Origin of the sequence: Ralstonia sp. 24A2, assembly GCF_051783885.1 — a bacterium.
Lineage (GTDB): Bacteria > Pseudomonadota > Gammaproteobacteria > Burkholderiales > Burkholderiaceae > Ralstonia.
This window is the reverse complement of record NZ_JBPVZD010000002.1, coordinates 1,357,721-1,378,611: the sequence shown is the minus strand read 5'-3', so window position 1 is coordinate 1,378,611 and position 20,891 is coordinate 1,357,721. Positions and strand designations below refer to the sequence as shown.

At 62.7% G+C, this 20,891-nt stretch carries 17 protein-coding genes and 1 pseudogene; 14 read left to right on the top strand and 4 right to left on the bottom strand.

The features are described from left to right. Position 1 precedes the first annotated feature (1 nt). Positions 2–835, top strand: coding sequence for a shikimate dehydrogenase (gene aroE, locus ACS13N_RS11340; protein ID WP_438932837.1), 834 nt, complete (start codon positions 2–4; stop codon positions 833–835). 19 nt (positions 836–854) lie between these two features. Next, complete coding sequence (gene aroQ / locus ACS13N_RS11335) at positions 855–1,298, top strand: type II 3-dehydroquinate dehydratase (RefSeq protein WP_438931748.1); 444 nt, start codon at positions 855–857, stop codon at positions 1,296–1,298. Positions 1,299–1,462: 164 nt separating this feature from the next. On the opposite strand, the gene ACS13N_RS11330 is transcribed toward aroQ, so the two are convergent. Continuing rightward, the gene (locus ACS13N_RS11330; RefSeq protein WP_438932836.1) at positions 1,463–2,365 is read right to left on the bottom strand and encodes an alpha/beta fold hydrolase; all 903 of its coding nucleotides are present in this window, start codon (positions 2,363–2,365) and stop codon (positions 1,463–1,465) included. 142 nt (positions 2,366–2,507) lie between these two features. Here ACS13N_RS11330 and ACS13N_RS11325 point away from each other — a divergent pair, with 142 nt between their 5' ends. Next, a complete protein-coding gene (locus ACS13N_RS11325; protein WP_438931747.1) occupies positions 2,508–2,954 on the top strand; it encodes an Rrf2 family transcriptional regulator in 447 nt (148 codons plus the stop codon). A gap of 340 nt (positions 2,955–3,294) precedes the next feature. Here ACS13N_RS11325 and ACS13N_RS11320 read toward each other — a convergent pair whose 3' ends face one another. Beyond that, complete coding sequence (locus ACS13N_RS11320; protein ID WP_021196698.1) at positions 3,295–4,005, bottom strand: response regulator; 711 nt, start codon at positions 4,003–4,005, stop codon at positions 3,295–3,297. Positions 4,006–4,352: 347 nt separating this feature from the next. On the opposite strand from ACS13N_RS11320, the gene ACS13N_RS11315 reads away from it, so the two are divergent. The 8 genes from ACS13N_RS11315 to ACS13N_RS11280 all read left to right on the top strand — a co-directional run bounded on the left by ACS13N_RS11315 (position 4,353) and on the right by ACS13N_RS11280 (position 12,566). Continuing rightward, complete coding sequence (locus ACS13N_RS11315) at positions 4,353–4,994, top strand: energy transducer TonB (protein ID WP_438931746.1); 642 nt, start codon at positions 4,353–4,355, stop codon at positions 4,992–4,994. A 57-nt stretch (positions 4,995–5,051) separates the two neighbouring features. After that, positions 5,052–5,840: a MotA/TolQ/ExbB proton channel family protein gene (locus tag ACS13N_RS11310; protein WP_438931745.1), complete on the top strand. Its 789-nt coding sequence runs from the start codon at positions 5,052–5,054 to the stop codon at positions 5,838–5,840. 3 nt (positions 5,841–5,843) lie between these two features. Beyond that, positions 5,844–6,275 (top strand): ExbD/TolR family protein, encoded by a 432-nt coding sequence (locus tag ACS13N_RS11305; RefSeq protein ID WP_438931744.1) that lies wholly within the window; start codon positions 5,844–5,846, stop codon positions 6,273–6,275. 34 nt (positions 6,276–6,309) lie between these two features. Continuing rightward, complete coding sequence (locus tag ACS13N_RS11300; RefSeq protein ID WP_438931743.1) at positions 6,310–6,741, top strand: ExbD/TolR family protein; 432 nt, start codon at positions 6,310–6,312, stop codon at positions 6,739–6,741. A gap of 74 nt (positions 6,742–6,815) precedes the next feature. Beyond that, positions 6,816–8,177 carry an MFS transporter gene (locus ACS13N_RS11295; protein ID WP_438931742.1) on the top strand — a complete coding sequence of 454 codons (1,362 nt, stop codon included), beginning with the start codon at positions 6,816–6,818 and terminating at the stop codon, positions 8,175–8,177. Between the two features lie 29 nt (positions 8,178–8,206). Then, positions 8,207–9,220: a dipeptide epimerase gene (locus tag ACS13N_RS11290; RefSeq protein WP_438931741.1), complete on the top strand. Its 1,014-nt coding sequence runs from the start codon at positions 8,207–8,209 to the stop codon at positions 9,218–9,220. Between the two features lie 8 nt (positions 9,221–9,228). Then, the gene (locus ACS13N_RS11285; protein WP_438931740.1) at positions 9,229–10,872 is read left to right on the top strand and encodes a serine hydrolase domain-containing protein; all 1,644 of its coding nucleotides are present in this window, start codon (positions 9,229–9,231) and stop codon (positions 10,870–10,872) included. A gap of 20 nt (positions 10,873–10,892) precedes the next feature. Then, positions 10,893–12,566, top strand: coding sequence for a serine hydrolase domain-containing protein (locus ACS13N_RS11280; RefSeq protein WP_438931739.1), 1,674 nt, complete (start codon positions 10,893–10,895; stop codon positions 12,564–12,566). 747 nt (positions 12,567–13,313) lie between these two features. Here the strand turns inward: ACS13N_RS11280 and ACS13N_RS11275 are convergent. After that, a pseudogene (locus tag ACS13N_RS11275) lies at positions 13,314–14,258 on the bottom strand (serine hydrolase domain-containing protein); the annotation flags it as partial. Between the two features lie 15 nt (positions 14,259–14,273). After that, a complete protein-coding gene (locus ACS13N_RS11270) occupies positions 14,274–16,526 on the bottom strand; it encodes a TonB-dependent receptor (protein ID WP_438931738.1) in 2,253 nt (750 codons plus the stop codon). Positions 16,527–16,966: 440 nt separating this feature from the next. Here ACS13N_RS11270 and ACS13N_RS11265 point away from each other — a divergent pair, with 440 nt between their 5' ends. The 3 genes from ACS13N_RS11265 to ACS13N_RS11255 all read left to right on the top strand — a co-directional run bounded on the left by ACS13N_RS11265 (position 16,967) and on the right by ACS13N_RS11255 (position 20,863). Further along, on the top strand, positions 16,967–17,914 hold the full coding sequence (locus ACS13N_RS11265) for an ATP-binding protein (protein ID WP_438932835.1): 948 nt from the start codon (positions 16,967–16,969) through the stop codon (positions 17,912–17,914). A gap of 124 nt (positions 17,915–18,038) precedes the next feature. Continuing rightward, the gene (locus ACS13N_RS11260) at positions 18,039–19,499 is read left to right on the top strand and encodes a M81 family metallopeptidase (protein WP_438932834.1); all 1,461 of its coding nucleotides are present in this window, start codon (positions 18,039–18,041) and stop codon (positions 19,497–19,499) included. Between the two features lie 92 nt (positions 19,500–19,591). Further along, the gene (locus tag ACS13N_RS11255; protein WP_438931737.1) at positions 19,592–20,863 is read left to right on the top strand and encodes an FAD-dependent oxidoreductase; all 1,272 of its coding nucleotides are present in this window, start codon (positions 19,592–19,594) and stop codon (positions 20,861–20,863) included. Positions 20,864–20,891: the final 28 nt, after the last annotated feature.

The window sequence follows — 20,891 nt, the reverse complement described above, 5'->3', positions numbered from 1 at the left end:
GATGACCGACCAGTATGCAGTGATCGGCAATCCGATCGGACACACGAAATCGCCGCTGATCCACGGCCTCTTTGCCGAAGCGACGCAGCAGGACATGACTTACACAGCCATCGAGGGGCCCGTGGCGCCAGATGACGCCTTTGCCGAGACCGTGCGGGCATTCGTTGCCACCGGCGGCAGGGGGATGAACGTGACCGCGCCATTCAAGCTCAAGGCCTTCGCGATGGCCGATGTGCGCAGCGAGCGCGCAACGCTTGCCGGTGCCGCCAACGCGCTGAAGTTCGAAGACGGCCGCATCCTGGCTGAGAACTTCGATGGCATCGGGCTGCTCCGCGACATCGAGGTCAACCTGGGGCTGCCGATCGCTGGTAAGCGCGTGCTGATGCTCGGTGCGGGCGGCGCGGCGCGCGGCGCATTGCTGCCATTCCTTGCGGCCACCCCCACCGAATTGGTCATTGCGAATCGCGACGTGACCAAGGGCCAGGCGCTTGCAGCGCAGGTCTCCGGGCGCGGCCGAATTGTCGCATGCAGCTATACCGATCTTGCCGGCGCGGGACGCTTCGATCTGGTGGTCAACGCAACATCGGCAAGTCTGACCGGCGACCTGCCGCCCGTCCCGCCCTCCGTCTTCAGCCCGGACGGCGCGGCTTACGAGCTTGCCTACGGCAAAGGGTTGACGCCCTTCCTGCGCCTCGCGCGCAACGCAGGCGTGCGCGGTGTCGCAGACGGCGTGGGCATGCTGGTCGAGCAGGCGGCAGAAGCCTTTGTCTGGTGGCGTGGCGTGCGCCCGCAAACGCGGGCGGTGATCGGCCGGCTTACAGTCCCGCTCGTTTGAGCACTCGGTGGAGAAGCGGATGAAGACCATCCTGATGCTGCACGGCGTCAATCACAACATGTTCGGCAAACGCGATCCCGTGCAATACGGAACGATCACGTTGGCTGAAATCGACGCGCAACTGCAGGCCCTGGGTGCAGAACTGGGTGTGGAAGTCGAGTCCTTCCAGACCAACAGCGAAGCGGCGATGTGCGAGCGCATCCATCGCGCGTTCGAGGAAGGAATGGACGCCGTTCTCATCAACGCGGGTGCCTGGACCCACTACAGCTATGGCATTCGTGACGCACTGGCCATCCTCACGTGCCCGATCGTTGAATTGCATATGTCGAACATCCACGCACGTGAGCCGTTCCGGCATCACTCCGTGTTCGCAGACATTGTCAGCGGGCAGATCTGCGGCTTCGGGATTCAGAGCTATCTGCTGGCTCTGCGAGCAGCGGCTTCAGCGACTGGCGGAACTTGAGCAAGGCTTCTCAACAGGTACCGGTGCTTGGAACGCGAAGAGGCGCAGACACGGCCGCCCTCAGCGACCGCTTTCGACTGCGGATTCAACCGTTCGCAAGCCACGCTTGTAGCGGATATGTCAGCGAAACGCGCCTACCGTGTTGCGACACAAGCCTTCATGATTCAGAGTGATTTCAAGAAACCGATAAGCGCCGCATTGACCGCCTCAGGTGCTTCTTGCTGGAGCCAATGACCCGCCTTGGGTACCACCTGCGACACGCGTAGCTGAGGCACCAACGACGGCATGGCATCGATGATGTTCTGCATGCCCGGCATGGCGAGACCGGTATCGCGCTCGCCCACCAAGTACATGGCGGGCACGTTGACTTGCAGGCCGACGAAGGCTGCCTCTGATGCCCAATTGCGGTCAAGGTTGCGGTAGTAGTTCAAACCACCGCGAAAACCGCTTTTCTCAAACGCGCGCACAAGCTGCTCAAAGTCGACGGCGCTGAGCCAGTCCGGCAGGGCTTGTGGGGTCGGCAATGCAGTGAGCAGTCCGCCTGGGCGAGCAAGCATGCCGAACGGATTCGGTGTGCGCACATCGTCGCGCGGCCCGGCACTTCCTGAAGCCGCAAAGTAGAGCTTGCGCAGGGTTGTCGCTACATCGGCCTCCAGCTCTCGCTCCGCCAAACCTGGCGATGCGAAGTAGTGCGTGTAGAACCAAGCGTCTGGCGTCTGGGGAAAAAGCTGGCTGGGCGCCATGGGCGCACGGCCCATCATGGGTACACCCAGTGCGGCCACCGCCTTGAATCGGTCCGGTCTCAAGAGCGCTGCTTGCCAGGCAATCGTCGCGCCCCAATCTCCGCCGACAACGACAGCCTGCCGCTCTCCCAATGCATCGAGCAGCGCGACCAAGTCGCCGACCACTTGCAGTGCCGTGTATGCGTCGACTGCCTCGGGCTGCTCACTGCGTCCATAGCCACGCAAATCTGGAGCGACGGCGCGGTAGCCCGCTGCAGCAAGCGCCGGCAACTGATAGCGCCACGCGAGGGAGGTCTCTGGAAATCCGTGGCAAAGCAGGACCAACGGCCCCTGGCCTTGTTCAAGCAGATTAAGGTGTATCCCGTTGGCATCGACCAGGCGATGAGAAGCTGTAGTCATGAGTGTCTCGCTGTGCGTGAGCCAATACTGTAATATATAGAGTTACGGAATAAAAGCATCTCTGAACATGGCTCAAGACGTACGCCTTGCCCGGCTGTTGCACGTACTCATTCACATGCATCTGCGCGGCGGCTCCACCAGCTCTGAAACGATTTCACAGATGCTGCACACCAACCCGGTCGTCGTGCGGCGGACCATGGCGGCGCTGCGTGACGCAGGCTACGTTGCCTCCGCTGGTGGGCGCAGCGGTGGTTGGACGCTCGCTTGCGGACTCGACACGCTCACGGTGGGCGACATTCATACGGCGATTGCGACTGCCAGCCCGTTTGCTTTTGGGCCAGCCCAAGACAACCCGCAGTGCCCAGTAGAAGCGGTAGTGAACCGCTTTGTCAGCAACGCGCAGAGTGCGGCAGAGAATGCGCTGTTGAGGCGTTTTCAAGGCAAGCGCTTGTCAGCGCTCGCAAAAGAGTGCATCTCGTTCGCATCGGAGCCTCAGGCGAGTCACTCTGTATAGCGTTGACTGCTGGCGTAGGGGCATCTCTTTTTTGATGCATCGATGGATGACCGCTTGAACGCGTACTGCTCTATATAGGTTCCGCGCCATTGCCTGCGGAAGAGCGGAGCGACAAGGGGCAACGTGTTGCGGCGTATAGACCAGGCATTCGGGGGCGCCCGCCACGCCGACTGCCCCACAAATGAAGCCGTCCGAATCGCGATACCTTCATCGTTCAAACAACTTGAGATGGTCTACCGCTTCACCGACCGCAGCGGACACCGTTCGATACGTTACGTTGTCCGCTCCACACAAGACCGCAGACCGATCTATTGCGCATGCGCAACTGAATCAGCCACGCTCAATGCTGCTTGGCATCGAGCATGTAGCCCTCCCCGCGAATCGTGCGAATCAGCTTGGGCTCCTTGATGTCTTCTCTCAACTTGTGACGCAAGCGCGAGATCTGCACGTCGATGCTGCGATCAAATGCATCGGTTGACTTGCCGCGGGCGGCATCCATCAGGTATTCGCGGCTGAGTACACGCCCCGGGGCGGCAAGGAACGCGTTGAGGAGGCGGAACTCGGCATTCGACAGTGGGATGACCGTATTGTCAGCCGCGATCAAATGGCGGCCAATGAGGTTCAGACGCCAGTTTGCGAACCGGCACTCTTCCTGCGTATCGGCATGCGCATGCAATTGGGCTCGCGTGCGGCGCAGGATGGTCTGGATACGCGCCACCAGTTCACGGGGCTCAAACGGCTTGACGACGTAGTCGTCTGCGCCCAGTTCGAGCCCTACGATTCTGTCTGTCATCTCACCGCGCGCCGTCAGGATGATGATCGGGATATCCGACTTCGCGCGAATCTCGCGACAGAGATCGAGTCCATCGCCATCCGGCAACATCAGATCCAGCACGACAATATCGGCGGTGCCGTCTGCAAGCGCACGATGCATATCGGCACCGTTGGCGGCTTGCGTGGTGACCATGCCGAAATCGGCCAAGCAATCACACAGCAAGCCCCTGATCTGCGCGTCGTCGTCGACCGCGAGAACATGAATCGATTTGGTCACGGTGTCTCCCCCTTTCCGGTGTCGTAGCAGCTGCGTGCCGCCCGCGCGCCCATGGAATTATGAGCCGCCAATATAAGGGCTTTTTTGTACGGATTATTTCAAGCTTGAAATAATCGATCTGGGTGCTGTTGCGCATACGTCCGTGGCCAAGCGCACCGCAAGAATCCGGTCACGCCGGTAGCGCAACGGGATGTGCGCTTCACACGCGCCATCGCGCCAAGCTCGGCCGCTGCTTCCCGCACATCCAGCTTCGTATCAACCTCGATACAAAGTCGAGATGAAGTGGAAATGCCCAGGCTTTAACGTGCTCCTCAACAAGACCTATCAAGGCAGGAGACACGTGGCATATGAACTACGCCCAACCCAAACCGCACGCTCGTCGAATGGCCGGCATCGCATTCGTGATCGCTTTGCATGTGGTGATCCTGTACGCGCTGCTGAGCGGTATCGCAACGAACGTTGTGAAGATCATCACGACGCCGATCGAAACGCGTCTGATTGAAGAGGTCAAGCCTCCGCCCCCGCCTCCGCCGCCCCCCAAGAAGCTGGCGGAGCCCCCGCCGCGGCCGAAGCACGTTGCCCCCCCCCCGTTTGTGCCGCCGCCGGAAGTGCATACCGCCGCACCGCCGTCGCAAAACACCATCACTGCGCAGTCGGCCACGCCAACGCCGTCTGCACCGATCGCGCCTCCCACTCCGGCAGCGCCTCCCGCGCCCGTCGCCGCAAGCGTGGGCGTTGTGTGTCCGAACTCGACGCAAGTGCGCGCGGGCATCCGCTATCCACGTGAAGCGATCAAAGACAGCCTCACGGGCGACGTTGTCGTGGCGTTCACGGTCGGTACAGACGGCAACGTGAAGGACCTGCGTGTCACGACATCCGCCGCACCTGTGCTGGATCGTGCGGCTGAGAACGCCGTGCGGCAGTTCCACTGCATCGCGCAAGGCCAGGAGGTGCGCGTACAGGTGCCTTTCTCTTTCAAGCTCGATTGAGGCTGCAACCGACAGCCAATGCCATCACGTTGTTCCAACACGTTCCAGGAGACAAATATGTTCAAACGCTTCTACCCAGCTGCCGCCACCGTCGCTCTGACGCTGGCAACCAGCGCTGCGCATGCCGCCACGGATGCGGTCACGAATCCATACGGCCTGGAGGCGCTTTGGAAAGGTGGCGATCTGATTGCCCGCGGCACGCTGCTGATCCTCATCGTGATGTCGATGGGCAGCTGGTACATCATCGTCGCGAAGCTGCTTGAACAGGCGCGCGTGCTCCGCCGTGCAAAAGCTGCCGAAGCCGTCTTCTGGACCGCGCCCACGCTTGCAGAAGGCGCACGCGCACTCAACGAGGACTGCCCCTTCCGCTTCATTGCACAGGCCGGCCTGTCCGCATGGGATCACCACGATGGCGCGATGCTGGAGCAGATCAACCTGGATACGTGGGTCACCACCGCTGTTGAGCGTGCGACCAACACCGTTTCCAATCGCCTGCAGGACGGCCTCTCCTTCCTGGGTACTGTCGGGTCAACCGCGCCATTCGTGGGGCTGTTCGGGACGGTGTGGGGCATCTATCACGCGCTCACGGCCATCGGCATTGCCGGCCAGGCATCGATCGACAAAGTCGCCGGCCCCGTGGGCGAAGCCTTGATCATGACCGCCATCGGCCTGGCCGTGGCCGTGCCGGCCGTGCTCGGCTACAACTGGCTGGTCCGGCGCAACAAGGCGGTGATGGAGCGCGTGCGCGGCTTCTCCGCCGAACTGCATACCGTTCTCTTCACAGGCAAGACCACCGCTGCCGCTGCCGCCGCCACGCGGTCCATGGTCATTGCCCGCGTGGGGTGAGCCATGGCCATGTCCGTTGGAACTGGCAGCAGTGACGAGCACGATGAGGTGATGTCCACCATCAACACGACGCCCTTGGTGGACGTGATGCTGGTGCTGCTGATCATCTTCCTGATCACCATTCCGGTGGTCTCACACACCGTGCCGGTCACGCTTCCCAAGGAAGCCGTGCACCCGCTGCAAACCACAGCCCAGAACGTGATCCTCGCGGTCACGAAAGACGGCGACGTGTTCTGGAATGAAGGTCGTGTGCCGGACACCCAAGCGCTGGTCGACAGGCTCAAGACGGTGGCCGTGCAGACACCGCAGCCGGAAGTGCACATCCGTGGCGACCTGGATGCGCGCTATGCCGCCATCGGACGTGTCGTGCTTGCCTGTCAACGCGCGGGTATTGCGAAGGTGGACTTCATTACCGAAGCACCACCGCGCCAATAACCAGTCACCCACTCACACCACAAGGAGGCCCGTCATGGCAATGACGATGCATGGCGGCAACGGCGATGAGGCCGAGGTCATGGTCGAGATCAACACCACCCCGTTGATCGATGTGATGCTCGTGCTGCTCATCATGCTCATCCTCACCATCCCCATCCAAACGCACGCGGTAAAACTGGACATGCCGACCGACGCGCCGGCGCAGCCCCAGCAGACAACGCCGACCGTCGTGCAGATCGACGTCGCACCTGATGGCTCACTCGCCTGGAATGGCGAACCGGTGATCTCACGCGCGCAGCTGGAAAGCCGGCTTGAGGCGGTCAGCGCAGACCCAGCACCAACTGAGCTGCATCTGCGTCCGGACAAGGCGGCGCCGTATCGGGCCGTTGCCATGGTCATGGCGTCCGCCCAGCGGCTGGGTGTGAAGCGCATCGGGCTGGTCGGCAACGAGCAGTTCATGCCGTAACCGTAAGCCGTACGACGCGCTCATCCCGCACGCCCGGTCACCCTCCCGCACTCTCCTCAATTGTCGGATCCACCATGTTCGACTCGAAACTCGACTTACCTTCCCCTGCCCTGGGCATCTCTGCCCCCAGGGAAGCGTCCGCTGGCGCGCTTGCCTGGTTCGGCCTCGCGGTACTCGTGATCGTCGCGTTCTTTGCCAACATCGACCGGCAGATACTTGTCCTCCTTACCGAGCCCATCCGCCAGGACTTCGGTCTCTCGGATCTGCAGATCGGCTTGCTGCAAGGCGCCGGCATCGCGCTGTTTGCGGGTGCGGCGGCGCTACCGATCGGGTGGGTGGCCGACCGCGTCGACCGCCGCCTCGTGCTGGCGGTGTGCATCCTGGTCTGGAGCGCGGCGACTGCCACCTGCGGGCTCACCACCGGCTTCTGGCAACTCTTCATCGCCTCGATCGGATTGGGCATTGGAGAAGCCGGATTGATGCCCATCATCTACGGCATGATTCCCGACCTGTTTCCCGCACGACAGCGCGTGCTCGCCAACTCGGTGTTCGCGCTGGTCAATCTGCTGGGCGCCGGCGCGGGCATGGCGTTGGGGGGCGCGCTATTGCAGGGCGTCACGACGATGCACGGCACGCTACCCAGTGCGCTGGCCAGCTTCTCGCCCTGGCGGCTGGCGTTCTTTGCCGTTGCCATCCCTGCGCCGCTTCTGGTCGTTCTGGTCGCCATGATCCGCCCCAAGCACGGCGACCCTGGCAGGCATCTGCACGCCGCCGGGCAGGTCGCTACGTCGCCCCTGACCGCGCGTGTCTATTTCCAGCGCGAATGGACGATGATGGCGAAATTCTTCGGTGCGATTGCGTTGATCAACATGGCATTCGCCGGCATCACCACCTGGATGCCCATCGTTGCCGTGCGGAACTTTGGCGCGGCCCCAGCCGCGGCTGGCGGTGGATTGGGGGCCGCGGCCAGCATCGGCAGCATCGTTGGCTGCATCCTGGGCTGGCTGATCGCTCGCCGCATCGGGCCTCGCTTCGGCGTTTTGGCTCCGATGCGTGTGTGTGAGTGGGGCGCCTTTGCCGCGGGTGTTGTTTCCCTCCTCTACCTGACCGCCGGTTCGGTGACGTTCGTCTACGGCCTCTTTGGTCTGCAGTTCACTTGCGTAGTGGCCGGCATGGTGCTGTTTCCCGCCATCATGCAAAGCATCTGCCCAGCACATCTGCGCTCGCGCGTGGCCGCCATCGGCGTGCTGACAACCATCGTCGTCCAGGCTGGTAGCCCGGTATTCATCGGCGTGATGTCGGACCACCTGCATGCGATCAACCACGGTCTCCTGCTGACGATCATTGGCGTTGCGCTTGTTGGCTTCTTTTCCGCGTGCGTGCTGATGCGCGCAGCCGGCAAAGGCGTACGCGACGCCATCGAACGCTACGCATAGCGCACCCCCCCCACCGTCCACCAAACACCATGACATCCTGCTCTCTCTCGATTCGGATCGAGCGCTGGCCGCTGGCCGCGCCATTCCAGATCACCGGATATCTCATCGACGCGGCAAAAGTGGTCGTCGTGATGATCGCTGACGCACACCATGAAGGTGTCGGTGAAGCCGCCGGCGTCTTCTATCTTGGCGAGACGCCCGAATCAATCGTGGCGCAGATCGAGGCCGTACGGCCATCCATCGAACGCGGCATCAGCCGTGCGCAGTTGCTGGCGCTACTGCCGTCGGGCGGTGCGCGCAATGCGGTAGACGCGGCGCTTTGGGCATTGGAGTCGAAGCGTAAAGCACAACCGGTCTGGCGCATCGCGCAGCTTCCGCCACCGCGCCCCCTGCTCACCACGATGACGATCGGCGTCGATACCCCACAGGCGATGGCGAGCAAGGCGCGTAGCCTGCGCCAGGCGCGCGCGCTCAAGATCAAGCTCGATGGCAGTGTGCGTGATGCCAGCCGCCTGCTCTCCATCCGCGACGCGAGACCTGACATCCCGCTCTCCGTCGATGCCAACCAGGGCTGGTCGCGCGTGCACCTCGATGCGATGCTTCCGGTGTTGCAGCAGGTCGGCATCGACATGCTGGAACAGCCTTTCGCCATCGGTGCTGACGCCTGCCTCGACACGCTGGACTACCCGATTCCCCTGGCCGCCGATGAGTCGTTCCAGGATGTGCAAGACCTGCCCTGCGTCGTTCGCCGGTACGACATCGTCAACATCAAGCTCGACAAATGCGGCGGACTCACGCGTGCGCTTGCACTCGCTTCCAGCGCACGGTCTGCGGGCCTCTCCGTCATGGTTGGATGCATGCCGGGGACGTCATTGGCGATCGCACCCGCCTTCCTGCTTGGTCAGCTGTGCGACCGCATTGACCTCGATGGACCGCTGTTTCTTGCCAGTGATCGTGCTGTCGGCGCCCACTACGCGGACGGGCTTTTGCTGTGTCCGGACGATGTCTGGGGATCCTCCGTCGACAACGCTGTGCTCCCATAACGCCCGCCATGCAGTACATTGCCTCTTTACTTGCCGCAAGGCTCGACGCCCTCTTTGCCCCTTATCAGCGTAGTGACGCACCGGGCCTCGTCGTGGGCATTGCGTACGGTGACGCGTTGCGCTATCGCCGTGGCTTTGGCATGGCCAGTCTGGAGCACGACGTCGCCAATACGCCATGCACACGCATGCGCATCGGGTCCGTCACCAAGCATTTCGCTTGCCTGGCCGCCATGCTGCTTGTGGAAGCCGGCAAGCTCGACATTGACACGCCGGTGCGCCGCTACCTCCCTGAGCTTCCCGCGCGGGACAACGATCCCACGCTTCGCCAGCTCATGAACCATTCCGGCGGAGAACGGTGCTTTCTCGATCTCTTCATGCTCACGCAGGGATTGAGCATGGTTCCCGCCGGTGCGGCATTGGCCATGCAGGCGCGACAGTCCGAGGGCAACTTCCCTGCGGGCGAGCGTGCCATGTACACCAACGGCGGCTACCAGATGCTGTCGATCGTGATTGAACGCATCAGTGGCCTGTCGTTCGAAGCGTTCCTGGCAGAACACCTCTTTGGCCCGATGGGCATGATCGACACCATTGCGGCGCCCCACGACCTGCAGATCCTGCCTGGCATGGCGACACTGCATGTACGAGACGCCACAGGCGGCTGGCAACGCGGGCTACTGCCAGGATGGCGCTGCCTGGGTGAAGGCGCCATCGTCTCGACTGTCGATGACATGCTGCGCTGGATCGCACACCTGCGCGGCAAGAAACGCATTGGCTCCGCTGCCACGTGGCGTGAAATGCTCACCCCTGCCCGTTTCAATAGCGGGGAGGTCGGCATTTACTCGCTCGGCCTGATGCAGACAACCTATCGCGGCGTCCCGATGCTGCACCACTCCGGTGGCTCGATCGGCGGCGCCTGCCAGATGTTGACGGTGCCTGAGCATGGCCTCGACATCGTGATCATGACGAACGGGGACGCGATCAATCCGATCGCGTTGTCCAAGCGAGTGATCGACATCGTGCTGGAGGCGCATCTCTCGCCAGTGGAAAGCCGCCCGGCAACGTCCGTTGAATATCCCGCCTGGTTGGGGACGTACCACGCGCGCGAAACCGGCGCCTATTGCGAGATTGTGGACCACGAGGGCGCGCTGCATCTCATTCACCACAATCTCGTCATTCACCCCTTGCCGCTCAAGACCGTGTCCAGCAGGCCGAGGACGTTGGCGCTGGATGAAGGCCCGGAGGGCGCGCTTTATCTGAAGCTCCACAGCGACGGAACGCATCTCGACATGACGCAGTGCGGGCAAAGCCAGACGCTGGACCGCCTCGCCAATGTGGCGCCCCATGCAGCCGACGCGGCCGACGGATTGGTCGGACGTTACGTCAGCTCGGATGCCGACGCGCTTGCGATCATCAAGCAGGCAGGCGACGCGCTGGCGATGCATGTCCAAGGCAAACACGGCACGGCGCACTACAGGCTGGACCCCAAGTCGAACGACATGCTTGCCTTCACGCCACACGACCCCAGCAGCATGGCGTATGGCGCCATGCGCCTCTCACGCGACGGCAGTGGCAACACCACGTGTTTCCGGCTTGACACCTGGCGCACGCGCAACTTGCTGTTCACTCGCGTTGACGACGATACAACCCCATGACAAGCACCTCAGAAAGCCGCATGTACGAAGCGCTGTCGGCGCTGTTTCGCCCCTACGCGTGCAGCGATGGTCCGGGCGTCGTGGTCGGCATCGCACAGCATGGTGAACTGCTCTATCGCAAGGCATTCGGCATGGCGAGTCTGGAGCACGCGCGCGCGCTCACCACCGCCACGCGCCTGCGCATCGGCTCTGTCAGCAAGCACTTCACTTGCCTGGCGGTACTGTTGCTCTGCGAGGACGGTCTTCTTGATGCGGATGCCTGCATCGGAACCTATATTCCTGAGCTATCGCGCGCCGGCGGTGCGCCGACGCTGCGTCAACTGATGTCGCACCGCGGTGGACAACGATGCGCGCTCGATCTGGCCCTGTTGACGCAAGGCCTGGCCATCCCACCGCGCGGTGCAACGCTCGCTGCGCAGACCCGGCAACGCGATGAGAATTTCCGCCCGGGCGAGCGGATGATGTATTCGAACGGCGGATATCACTTGCTCTCGCTCGCCATTGAACGTGTCAGTGGTATGCCGTTTGCCGCGTTCCTGGATGCAAGGATCTTTACCCCGATGGGCATGCATCAGACCGCCTCCATCGACAGCGACATGGCCATCGTGCCGGGTATCGCCAGCTTTCATATGCCCGATGGCAAAGGCGGGTACCTGCGCGGCATCTTTCCCTCAAGAGAGATTCTGGGTGAAGGCGGCATTGTTTCGACAGTCGATGACATGCTGCGATGGACGGCACACGTGCGTGGCGACAAGATCATCGGCACTGAAGCAACGTGGGCGCAAATGTTTGAGATGCCCGTGTTCTCTAGCGGACAGCGCAGCCACTACGCCCTGGGGCTTAAGCAAACCAACTATCGCGGTGTCGAGCTCACCCACCATTCTGGCGGTGTTATCGGGGGCACCAGCCACATGCTGTTCTCCGCCGCGCACGGGCTGGATGTGCTGCTCCTCAGCAACGGCGCACTCGATACCCCAATCGATCTTGCCCATCGCATCGTCGATATCGTCCTCGCCGATGTACTGAGCGGTGATGGGCCACCGATACCAGCGCGTGCGTCAGCGCATGCGGCGCGGCTTGGCTGCTATCGCGCATTGGAGAGCGGCGCGGTGTATGCATTGGAGGATCGCGACGGTGCGCTAGCGCTCGGTGGCTGGCTCTGCGCGGGGAAGCCCCTGCCGCTGTATCCGATCGAAGGGAGCCCCACCAACGATGTCGCCATCGAGGCCGGCTCTGACGGGGCCTTCTCCGTGCACTGGGGAACACACAACGCGCCCGATGACCTCGATCATCTGCGGATCGCCCATTGCGGCCATGCGGAGACGTTCCAACGCCTGGCAGAACCGCCGCTGATGACCGCCGACCTCGCCGCTGCCGTGTGCGGCATCTACGAGAGCCACGATGCCAACGCGCGCGCCATCATCGAACCCGATCCGGCCGACTGCAATGCGCTGATGCTCCATATGCAGGGCTCTGCTGGCGGTTGTGATTACCGACTGACACCAATCGCAGAGCGCGTCTTTGGCATGGCTCCTATTGCTCCCCTGGGCTTCATTGACGGCATCGTGACGCTATCGCACGATCCATCCCAGCCGCTGGCGACCAGCTTCCGCATTGATACCCAACGGAGCCGGCGCGTCGCATTCACGCGGGTAGTTGGCAGTTGGGCCCGATACCCCGACCCCTGCATCTAAGAGAAGACGACGAACGTCGGAAGAAAAAGCGGAGCAGCACCGCTGCTGCTCCGCCCGTTCTCATATCTCCCGCGAGAACGCGAGGTTGCGTGTGCGCGAGGTGTCCAGCCAGAAACGCGAAACACGTCCATTGACACGATCGACGGTCAGCACACCGGTGGAGAAGCCTTGCGCATCGGCCGGTTCAAACATGAAGACGTCTTCGCTGACAGGGACAAGCCGGTAGTTGACGCCACCCATCGTGCCCTCGAGCCGCATCGACATCACGCCGTTCGAGAGCGTCAGTCCGGCGTGGCCTGCGGCATCGCCGCTGAAGTAAGCCCCCTCCATGCCGGCGAAGGCATCTGAGAGGGGCGGTGCCTCATCCGGCAGCCTTGCCAGCACCGATGCATGGCCGCAATCGATGAACTCGATCGCCGCCACGCGGCCGGCCGACGTTTCGCCGGGCCGGATCATCAACGCGCCACCAGTGCCGTCCTCAATGCGCAGACCGTCCGGCGTCTCGATCAGCGGTAGCGCCAGGTGCTTCTGGTTGTGGATCACGGCAGCAAGGTGCCCATCCCGATCGACAACCTCACAGTACGCGCGATCGGCACGCGAGAAGTATCGGCCCAGCAGCGCTTCATGGCCTTGGGTGATCAGTGGCGCGGCGCGCGGTGCACCGAGTACCTCGTCGCCCAGGACAACGTCGACGATTTGCGTTGCCAGTGCGATCGGGTCCACCGGCGCGCCATTGGTGAGCACCACCACGTCGAGCGCATGTGCCGCCACGGTCAACATCTGGCATGACCCACCGAACACGCCGCCAGCGTGGTGCAGCAGTTCAACATTGCGATGCGGGGTGCGCATCAGTCCAAGCGCATACACGCCCTCAGCCCCACTGGAATAGCGCGGCTTGGTCAGCATCTGCCGCCACACATCCTGGGTGCCGAGCTTGTCGGGCGCGCGCAGATGGGCCGCCCAGCGCAGCATGTCATCGATGGTGGACACGATGCCGCCTTCACCACGCACTTCCCACGAAGGGAACAGGCCGCGAATAAAGCCGCCCTTTCCGTCCGGTACATGCTGGGTGGCCATGCGGGGCCGAATCTGCATATCGTCCGCAACGGCCTCGGTATCGACCATGCCCATCACACGGAAGATGCGTTCCGACAGGAAGGTCTCGAATGGCACACCGCTGACGCGCTCAATAGCGAGCGACAGGAGGTGATAGCCGCCGTTGCAGTAGATCATCCGCTCCCCGGGGCGGAAATTGACGTCGCGCTGGCGGACCTCTGCCGCCAACGCCGTGCCCCGAGGCATGGTCACCACGCCCTGCGTCAACACCCACAGGTCCAGGTAGCAGCGGTAGCCACCCGTGTGGGTCATCAGCTGGCGTAGCGTGGGATCGCCCGCGAGCACCGGCAGCTCCGGGATATACGTGCGGATGCCCGCGTCGACATCCAGCTTGCCCTCCTCTGCCAGGAGCAGCGCGGCGAGGCACGTGAAGTGCTTGCTCGTCGAGCCGATCCGCATGCGCGTTGCAGGCGTGTTGATGGTGCCGTGCTCAATGCTGGCCAGCCCGAAGCCGCGCCGGTAAAGCGCATCCCCGCGCAACGCGACGCCGACCACGAGGCCCGGTTGGTCCGCCTTGTTGTACGGCTCCAGCAACGCGTCGAGTTGCTTCCTGATATCCAATGGATTGTGTGTCATGCCAAGTGATGTGCGTTAGAAAGGAACCGTCAGCGTTGCGCCGATCGTGCGAGGCTGTGCCACGCTGACCAGCGCAGGGCCACCCATCGGTACCAGAGCCGTACCCGCCGCAAGCAATGCACGACGGTCGAACAGGTTTCGGACATAGAAAGCAAGGCTGAACTTCTTGAAGTCGAGCCCCGCCTGCAGATCCGTCATGGCGTAGCCCGGCAGGGAGTAGTCCGGGCGGCCTGTATTGTTTCCAAAGCCAGCATGGCGACTGCCGACAAACCGCTGGCTGACCCCTGCGTAGGCGGGATACCCGTTCACAGCAAAGAGGTAGCTGGCCGATACCGTGGCGGCAACCCGGGCCGAGTTCGGAAGCGGATCACCCGCATTGGTGCCCGTGCTGGCATTGCCCGTGGTCAGTTTTGCGTCGATGAGCGACACGCTGAGCCCGAGGTTCCAATGGCGATTCGGACGGAACGCGCTGGAGAGCTCCAACCCTCGAATCCTTGCATCACCGGCGTTGAGCACCTGGTTGACGCCATTGACCGCGCCGAACTGCTGGATGTTCTTCCACTGGATGTCGTACACCGTCGCCGCGACCGACATGCGCTTGTCCAACAGATCGGCCTTGTAGCCGGCCTCGTAGGTCCACAGCGTGTCGGGGCGGAACGTGGGATTGCCGGACGAAGGCTGCCCTGTGACAGGGTCGACCAGCAGCGCATTCGGTCCGCCCGGTCGATACCCGCTGGCAGCGCGCACATAGACGTTGCTGTCTTTCGTGAGCGCGTAGCTCGCTGTGAGCATGTAAGTCTTGCTGGTATCCGACGAGGGGGCGGTGATGGTCTGCGTGGGCCCTGCCAGCGCGCCAAACGTGGTCTGCTGGTACTCCTGGGTGTTGTGTGCCACACGCAGGCCACCGGTCAACGACAGACGCGGCGTCAGGTGATAGGTCAGATCCCCGTAGGCAGCGTACTCGCTGTAGGTGCTCGGGGCCTCCAGGGCGGTCAGGTTGGGGCCGGTGGTTCCGTCGGGCAACGTCGTGATGAGCCCTTGGCTCGCATCACTGCGCTCACGCGTGTAGAACACACCGGCAAGCCATTCCAGCGTCCGGTTGCCTGGCGAGGTCAGACGAAACTCCTGCGTGAACTTGTTCGTCGTCGCCACGTTCTTTGCGACAACGGAGTTCACGTTGAGCCCCAGGCCGTTGAGCAGTGGGACGTACACCACCGACAAGTCTTGCGGTGCGTCCGATCGCATCGACTGGTATGACGTAATCGAGTTCGCGCGTGCCCAGCCGAACTCGTACTCAACCCCGGCGGAATAGAGCTGGACGTTCTGATGAAAGGGCTCTGCCGCAAAGAGCCGTGTTGTCAGGTCGCCGTCCACAGGTTGCCCGTTTTTGCCATAGGCAACGTAGTTCGGTGCATTGCGGTTGATGTTCTGCGTCAATGCGGTCAGGCGCACCGTCAAATCACTCGTGGGCGTCAGCAGGAACGACGCGCGCGCGCCGTAGGTATCGCCGCGGTCAACACGTGAACCCGCCTGCGGCCCCACGGCATCGACATAACCTGCGTCGTGCTGGCTGAACATCGAGATCCGTGCCGCCGCAACATCGGTCTTCAACGGAAGATTCAACACAGCGTTGGCCGAGTTGTTCACGCCGCCGTGCTTTGTCACGGAAAGGCCTGCAGAGGCCTGGCCAGAGAACTCGCTGGAATCCGGCTCGTTGGTCACGTACTTGAGCAGACCGCCCATCGCACCCGCACCGTACAGCGTTCCTTGCGGGCCACGCAGAATCTCGATGTGATTGAGGTCCAGCAGGCTCATGTCAAGCGCGAATGTCGCGCCCTGGGAGAACACCGTGCTTCCGCCAAATGCCACATCGTCGACATACACGCCGACGGTCGGCCCAGTCTGCTCACCCGTCGTCACGCCGCGCATGCTGATCTGTCCTGAGCCGCTGCCACCCGCCGTATTCAGATCCACGCCAGGTTCCGACGACAGGAAGTCGGACATCGTCTTCGCGCCACCTTTTTGCAGCTCTTCAGCCGAGACCACGTTGATCTGCATCGGCACTTCACGTGCGGGCTCCCGGCGGCGCGTTGCGGTCACCACAACCGTGTTGAGGGTGGCGCCTTCCTTCCCCTGGGACACGGAAGTCTCGGCTGCCGGCGCAGGCTTCTCAGCCGTGGTCGGTGCGCTTGCGGGCTTCACTCCAGATGTCGTATCCGACGCGGCATCGGGCGCCGCAACCTGCACCGTCTCTTGTGAAGGCTTCACCGTTTGTGCGTGCGTGTACAGGGACGCCAAGCCAAGTACCGGTCCGGCGAACCACGTCATGTATCGCCCACCCTGGCGAAATAGCGACGCGGTTGCATCCGCTCTACGTGTCCTTCGATTGTTCATTTTCACTATCGTCTCCTCCGAGTTTTCCGCTTTCTGATAGCGGTGTTCAAAGCACTGCTCCACTTCGCAACTCATCGGCAACGGTAAGTGCATGGCATTTCTGTTTCGTGTGTACTTTGTATCGGGCTTGAAACAAGCGGAGATCCGACATCGTCCCCGTCGTGCATTGTTTCAACGTTGAAATGGAATACAAACAAAGTCGATACAGTCGAGCGCGATAATCCCGCTACGCTTACTTGTATCCGTATTCGACGTACCGCAGGCCACCTATGCCCAAGCCATCATTTGATTCCGCGTTCTATCGTTTGCTGTTCGTGATGCTGGCCATGGTGCTGATGACGCAGGCCTGCGCAGCTCTCGTCTTGTGGTGGTTCTACAGCGCCGCAGTGTTCAAGGCGCCTCCGGGCATGAGCGCTCCGCTACAGCTATTTCTGGCCGTGCTGATCCAACTGGTGCCGCTATTGATCTCGTCCTGGATCGGCGCGCGCATGCTCGCGGCACCGTTTCGTTCACTGGCCCAAGGGGCTGCCGAATTGGCGAACAACATCGACGCATCGCCCATCCGGGAAGCCGGCCCGATTGAAGCGCGACAGGCGGCCCAGGTTTTCAACTCGATGCAAGCGGCCATACGGCGCCAGATGAGTGAGCGAAACCAATTCCTAGCCGCCGTCTCGCATGATCTACGCACGCCATTGACGCGCATGCGGCTACGCCTTCGCACGCTGGAAGACCGAGAGTTGAATGACCGGCTGCAGAGCGACATCGACGAGATGACGCAGTTGTTGGACGCCACGTTGTCGTTCTTGCGGAACGCGGAAGTCGTTGAAGCCTTCAGCCCGGTCGATATCAACGCGCTGGTGGACGCGATAGCGGAAGATGCCGCCGAACGCGGGCAGCGCGTCACCATCAGCGGTGAGATACGCGCGGTGATGGCGCAACCGCTTGGTTTGAAGCGATGCCTGACGAATCTGGTGACCAACGCCATCCGCTACGGTGAGGAAGCGCATATTCACCTGACTGACGGGCCCTCGTTCATCTGCATCGATGTCGCCGACCGTGGCCCGGGTATCCCCGAGGCGCAGTTGGCACGCGTGCTTGAACCGTTCTACCGGCTTGAGAGCTCGCGCAACAAGGACACCGGCGGCACGGGCCTCGGACTGGCCATCGCGAGCGACATCGTCAAGCGGCACAACGGATCGCTTGAGCTGCGCAACGATCCAGCGGGAGGACTGGTGGCGACGGTGAAACTGCCGCGCCGGTAGCCTGCGCCGCCGTGTCGCCTGCGGCCGCGCTCTCGTGTCGAACGCGATACAGAGTGCTCACAAACCAGCAACAGCGTGTGCCTACAGTGAGGTTTCGATCTCCACGCCTCCCGTAGGATTCACGATGAAACTATTCACCGCTCAGCTCGCGACCGAAACGAATACGTTCGCGCCCTGCCCCACCGGCTGGGGCGGCTTTGAAGAATCGGGCATCTTCCACGGCGACGCGAGCCTGCGGGCCCCGCAAGGCATGGGGTTCGCCCTTGCGGAAGTGCGGCGCCTTGCGGAACGCGACGGGCACGAGATCGTCGAGGGCATCTGCGCAGAGGCGCAACCATCAGGCCCCACGATTCGCGCGGTCTATGAATCGCTGCGAGACGAGATCCTAGGCAAGATCGAAGCAGCCCAGCCGCTGGATGGCGTGCTCCTGGTGCTGCACGGCGCGATGGTGGCCGAGGGATACGACGACTGTGAAGGCGATCTGCTGTCTCGGGTGCGCGCCATTGTCGGCCCCGAAGTGCCGATTGCCGCCACGCTCGATCCGCACTGCCATTTCACGGAGCGCATGCGGCGCTCGGCGGACGTCCTGATCGCCTACAAAGAGTATCCGCACACCGACCCCATCGATCGTTTGCGCGAAGCGTATCAACTGCTGCTCGACACCGCGACAGGCAAGATCCGCCCCACGACAGGGGTGTACGACTGCCGCATGGTGGGGGCCTGGCACACCACCAGTGAGCCCATGGCTACGTTCGTTCAACGCATGAAATCGCTGGAAGGACGGGACGGCGTGTTGTCCGTGTCGTTCGGGCATGGGTTCCCATGGGGCGATGTTCCGGAGGCCGGCGCAAAGTTTTGGGTGGTGACCGACAATAACCTCGCCGGTGCGACGGCGCTGGCCACCCAGCTTGGCCACGAATTCTGGGCGCTGCGGGAAGCCACGCGCCCTACATGGCTCGACGTCGACACCGGGCTGGACCGCGCCCTGGCGGTTGGCAGCGGCCCCGTCGTGATTGGCGACGTTGCCGACAACCCGGGAGGCGGGGCGCCAGGAGACAACACGGTCATCCTGCGCCGGATCATCGAGCGACAGATCGCAAACGTCGCCATCGGGTGCTTCTGGGATCTCGGTGCAATCCAGATCTGTCACGACGCCGGTGTGGGCGCAACGTTCGACTTGCGCCTGGGTGGCAAATGCGGCGTGGCCTCGGCAGACCCGTTGGACCTGCGCGTGACTGTACGTGCGCTGTCCGACCAACATACGCAAAGCATTTCGGGGCTGACCATTCCGTTTGGGCGCGCCGTTTGGCTCGAGGCTGCCAATGGCGTCGACATCGTTCTGGCCTCGGTGCGCAACCAAGTGGTTGGCGTCGACGCGTTCACTGGCCTGGGGATCGATTTTGAAAGCAAGCGGCTGGTTGTCGTGAAGTCAACCCAGCACTTTCAAGCCGAGTTCGCCCCGCGCGCCAAGGCGATCTTCCACATCGCAGCGCCAGGGGCCGTCACACCGAGCTTCGCCGATCTGCACTATCGACGTCGCGATCTCAACTACTGGCCCCGCGTGTCGAACCCCTTCGAGGCATAAGTCCGCATACCAAGGGCATATCCGCCAGAAGCGCAAGAACATCTGCGGCCATCAAACGGCCACGCCTTTCAATACGTCGGGCAGTCAGATCCATGAACATTGTCGTCGTGGGTGCCGGAATCTCAGGCACCGTCACCGCGTTGACCCTCGCACGCGAAGGTCATCACGTGCAGCTCGTCGAACGCGCAGATACCGCTGCTACCGGTGCCAGCTTCGCCAATGCAGGCCTGATCTCACCAGGACACAGCTTCAGTTGGGCGGAGCCTGGAATCATCCAGGTCGCGCTGCGCTCTTTGTTGCACTCCAGCGAAGGCCTGGGCATCTGCGCCCCTTGGAAACCGGCTCTGCTGCGATGGGCATGGCTGTTCGCACGCGAAGCGACGCTGGAGCGGTGGTTGGACAACTCCCGCGCTGCGCTGGCGCTCGCCGCGTACTCGCGCGACCTGCAGTTTGGCGATCCCCTGGTACCGCCTGAAGCGTATGGCGGCCGGCAGGCCGGCATCCTGTATCTGTACGGGAACGGGGCGCAACCCGGCCAGCATGATTCAGAACTGCTCGCAGCGGCCGGTGAACCGTTTGAGAGGATCGACACCACGCGGTTGGTCGACATTGAGCCCATGCTGCGCACTGCGTCAGAGCAGTTTGCATACGCAACCTACTGTCCAATGGACGGGACGGGCGATGCTGCACACTACGCACAGGCAGCCTTGGCAGAGGCGGCGCGTCTTGGCGCGGTGGTGCGATTTTCCGAGACGGTACGCGCGCTGAAAACGCGCGGTGATCGCATCGTCGGTGTCGAGACGGAGCGTGATTGCATCCAGGCGGACGCCGTCGTGATCGCAACCGGTCTGGCGTCGCGCCGGCTGCTGGCGCCCTTGGGATACGACCTGCCGATCTACCCCGTCACGGGTTACTCAATCTCTTACACGGGTGTCCGCGATGCATCGCCTCGTGTGGGCGCCGTCTCGATCCCCCACAAGATCGCGTGGGCATCGTTTGCACCCGAAGCCGTTCGGTTCACGGGGTTCGCCGATATCGGTCAGCCCAGCGCACAACGCATCGCCAAACGTCTTGCCGCCCTTGAAGCCTTTGCCGCGCGTATCTGCACGCGTCTGAACCGCGTACAGCCCAGCCGGTGGGTCGGCCATCGCCCCATGACGCCCGACAACCTGCCGTTTCTCGGAGCCACGCGCCACACCAACCTTTGGCTGAACTGCGGGCACGGTGCGATGGGCTGGACGATGGCGTGCGGCTCAGCGCGCACCGTAGCCGACCTCATCGGCAGACGACAACCCGTGTTGGATCCATCGCCCTATCGCTGGGATCGTTATCAGCTTCTGGGCCGGCGCCAACTACACGCTTGATCTTCTCTTCACCTCAACTCCATCAAGT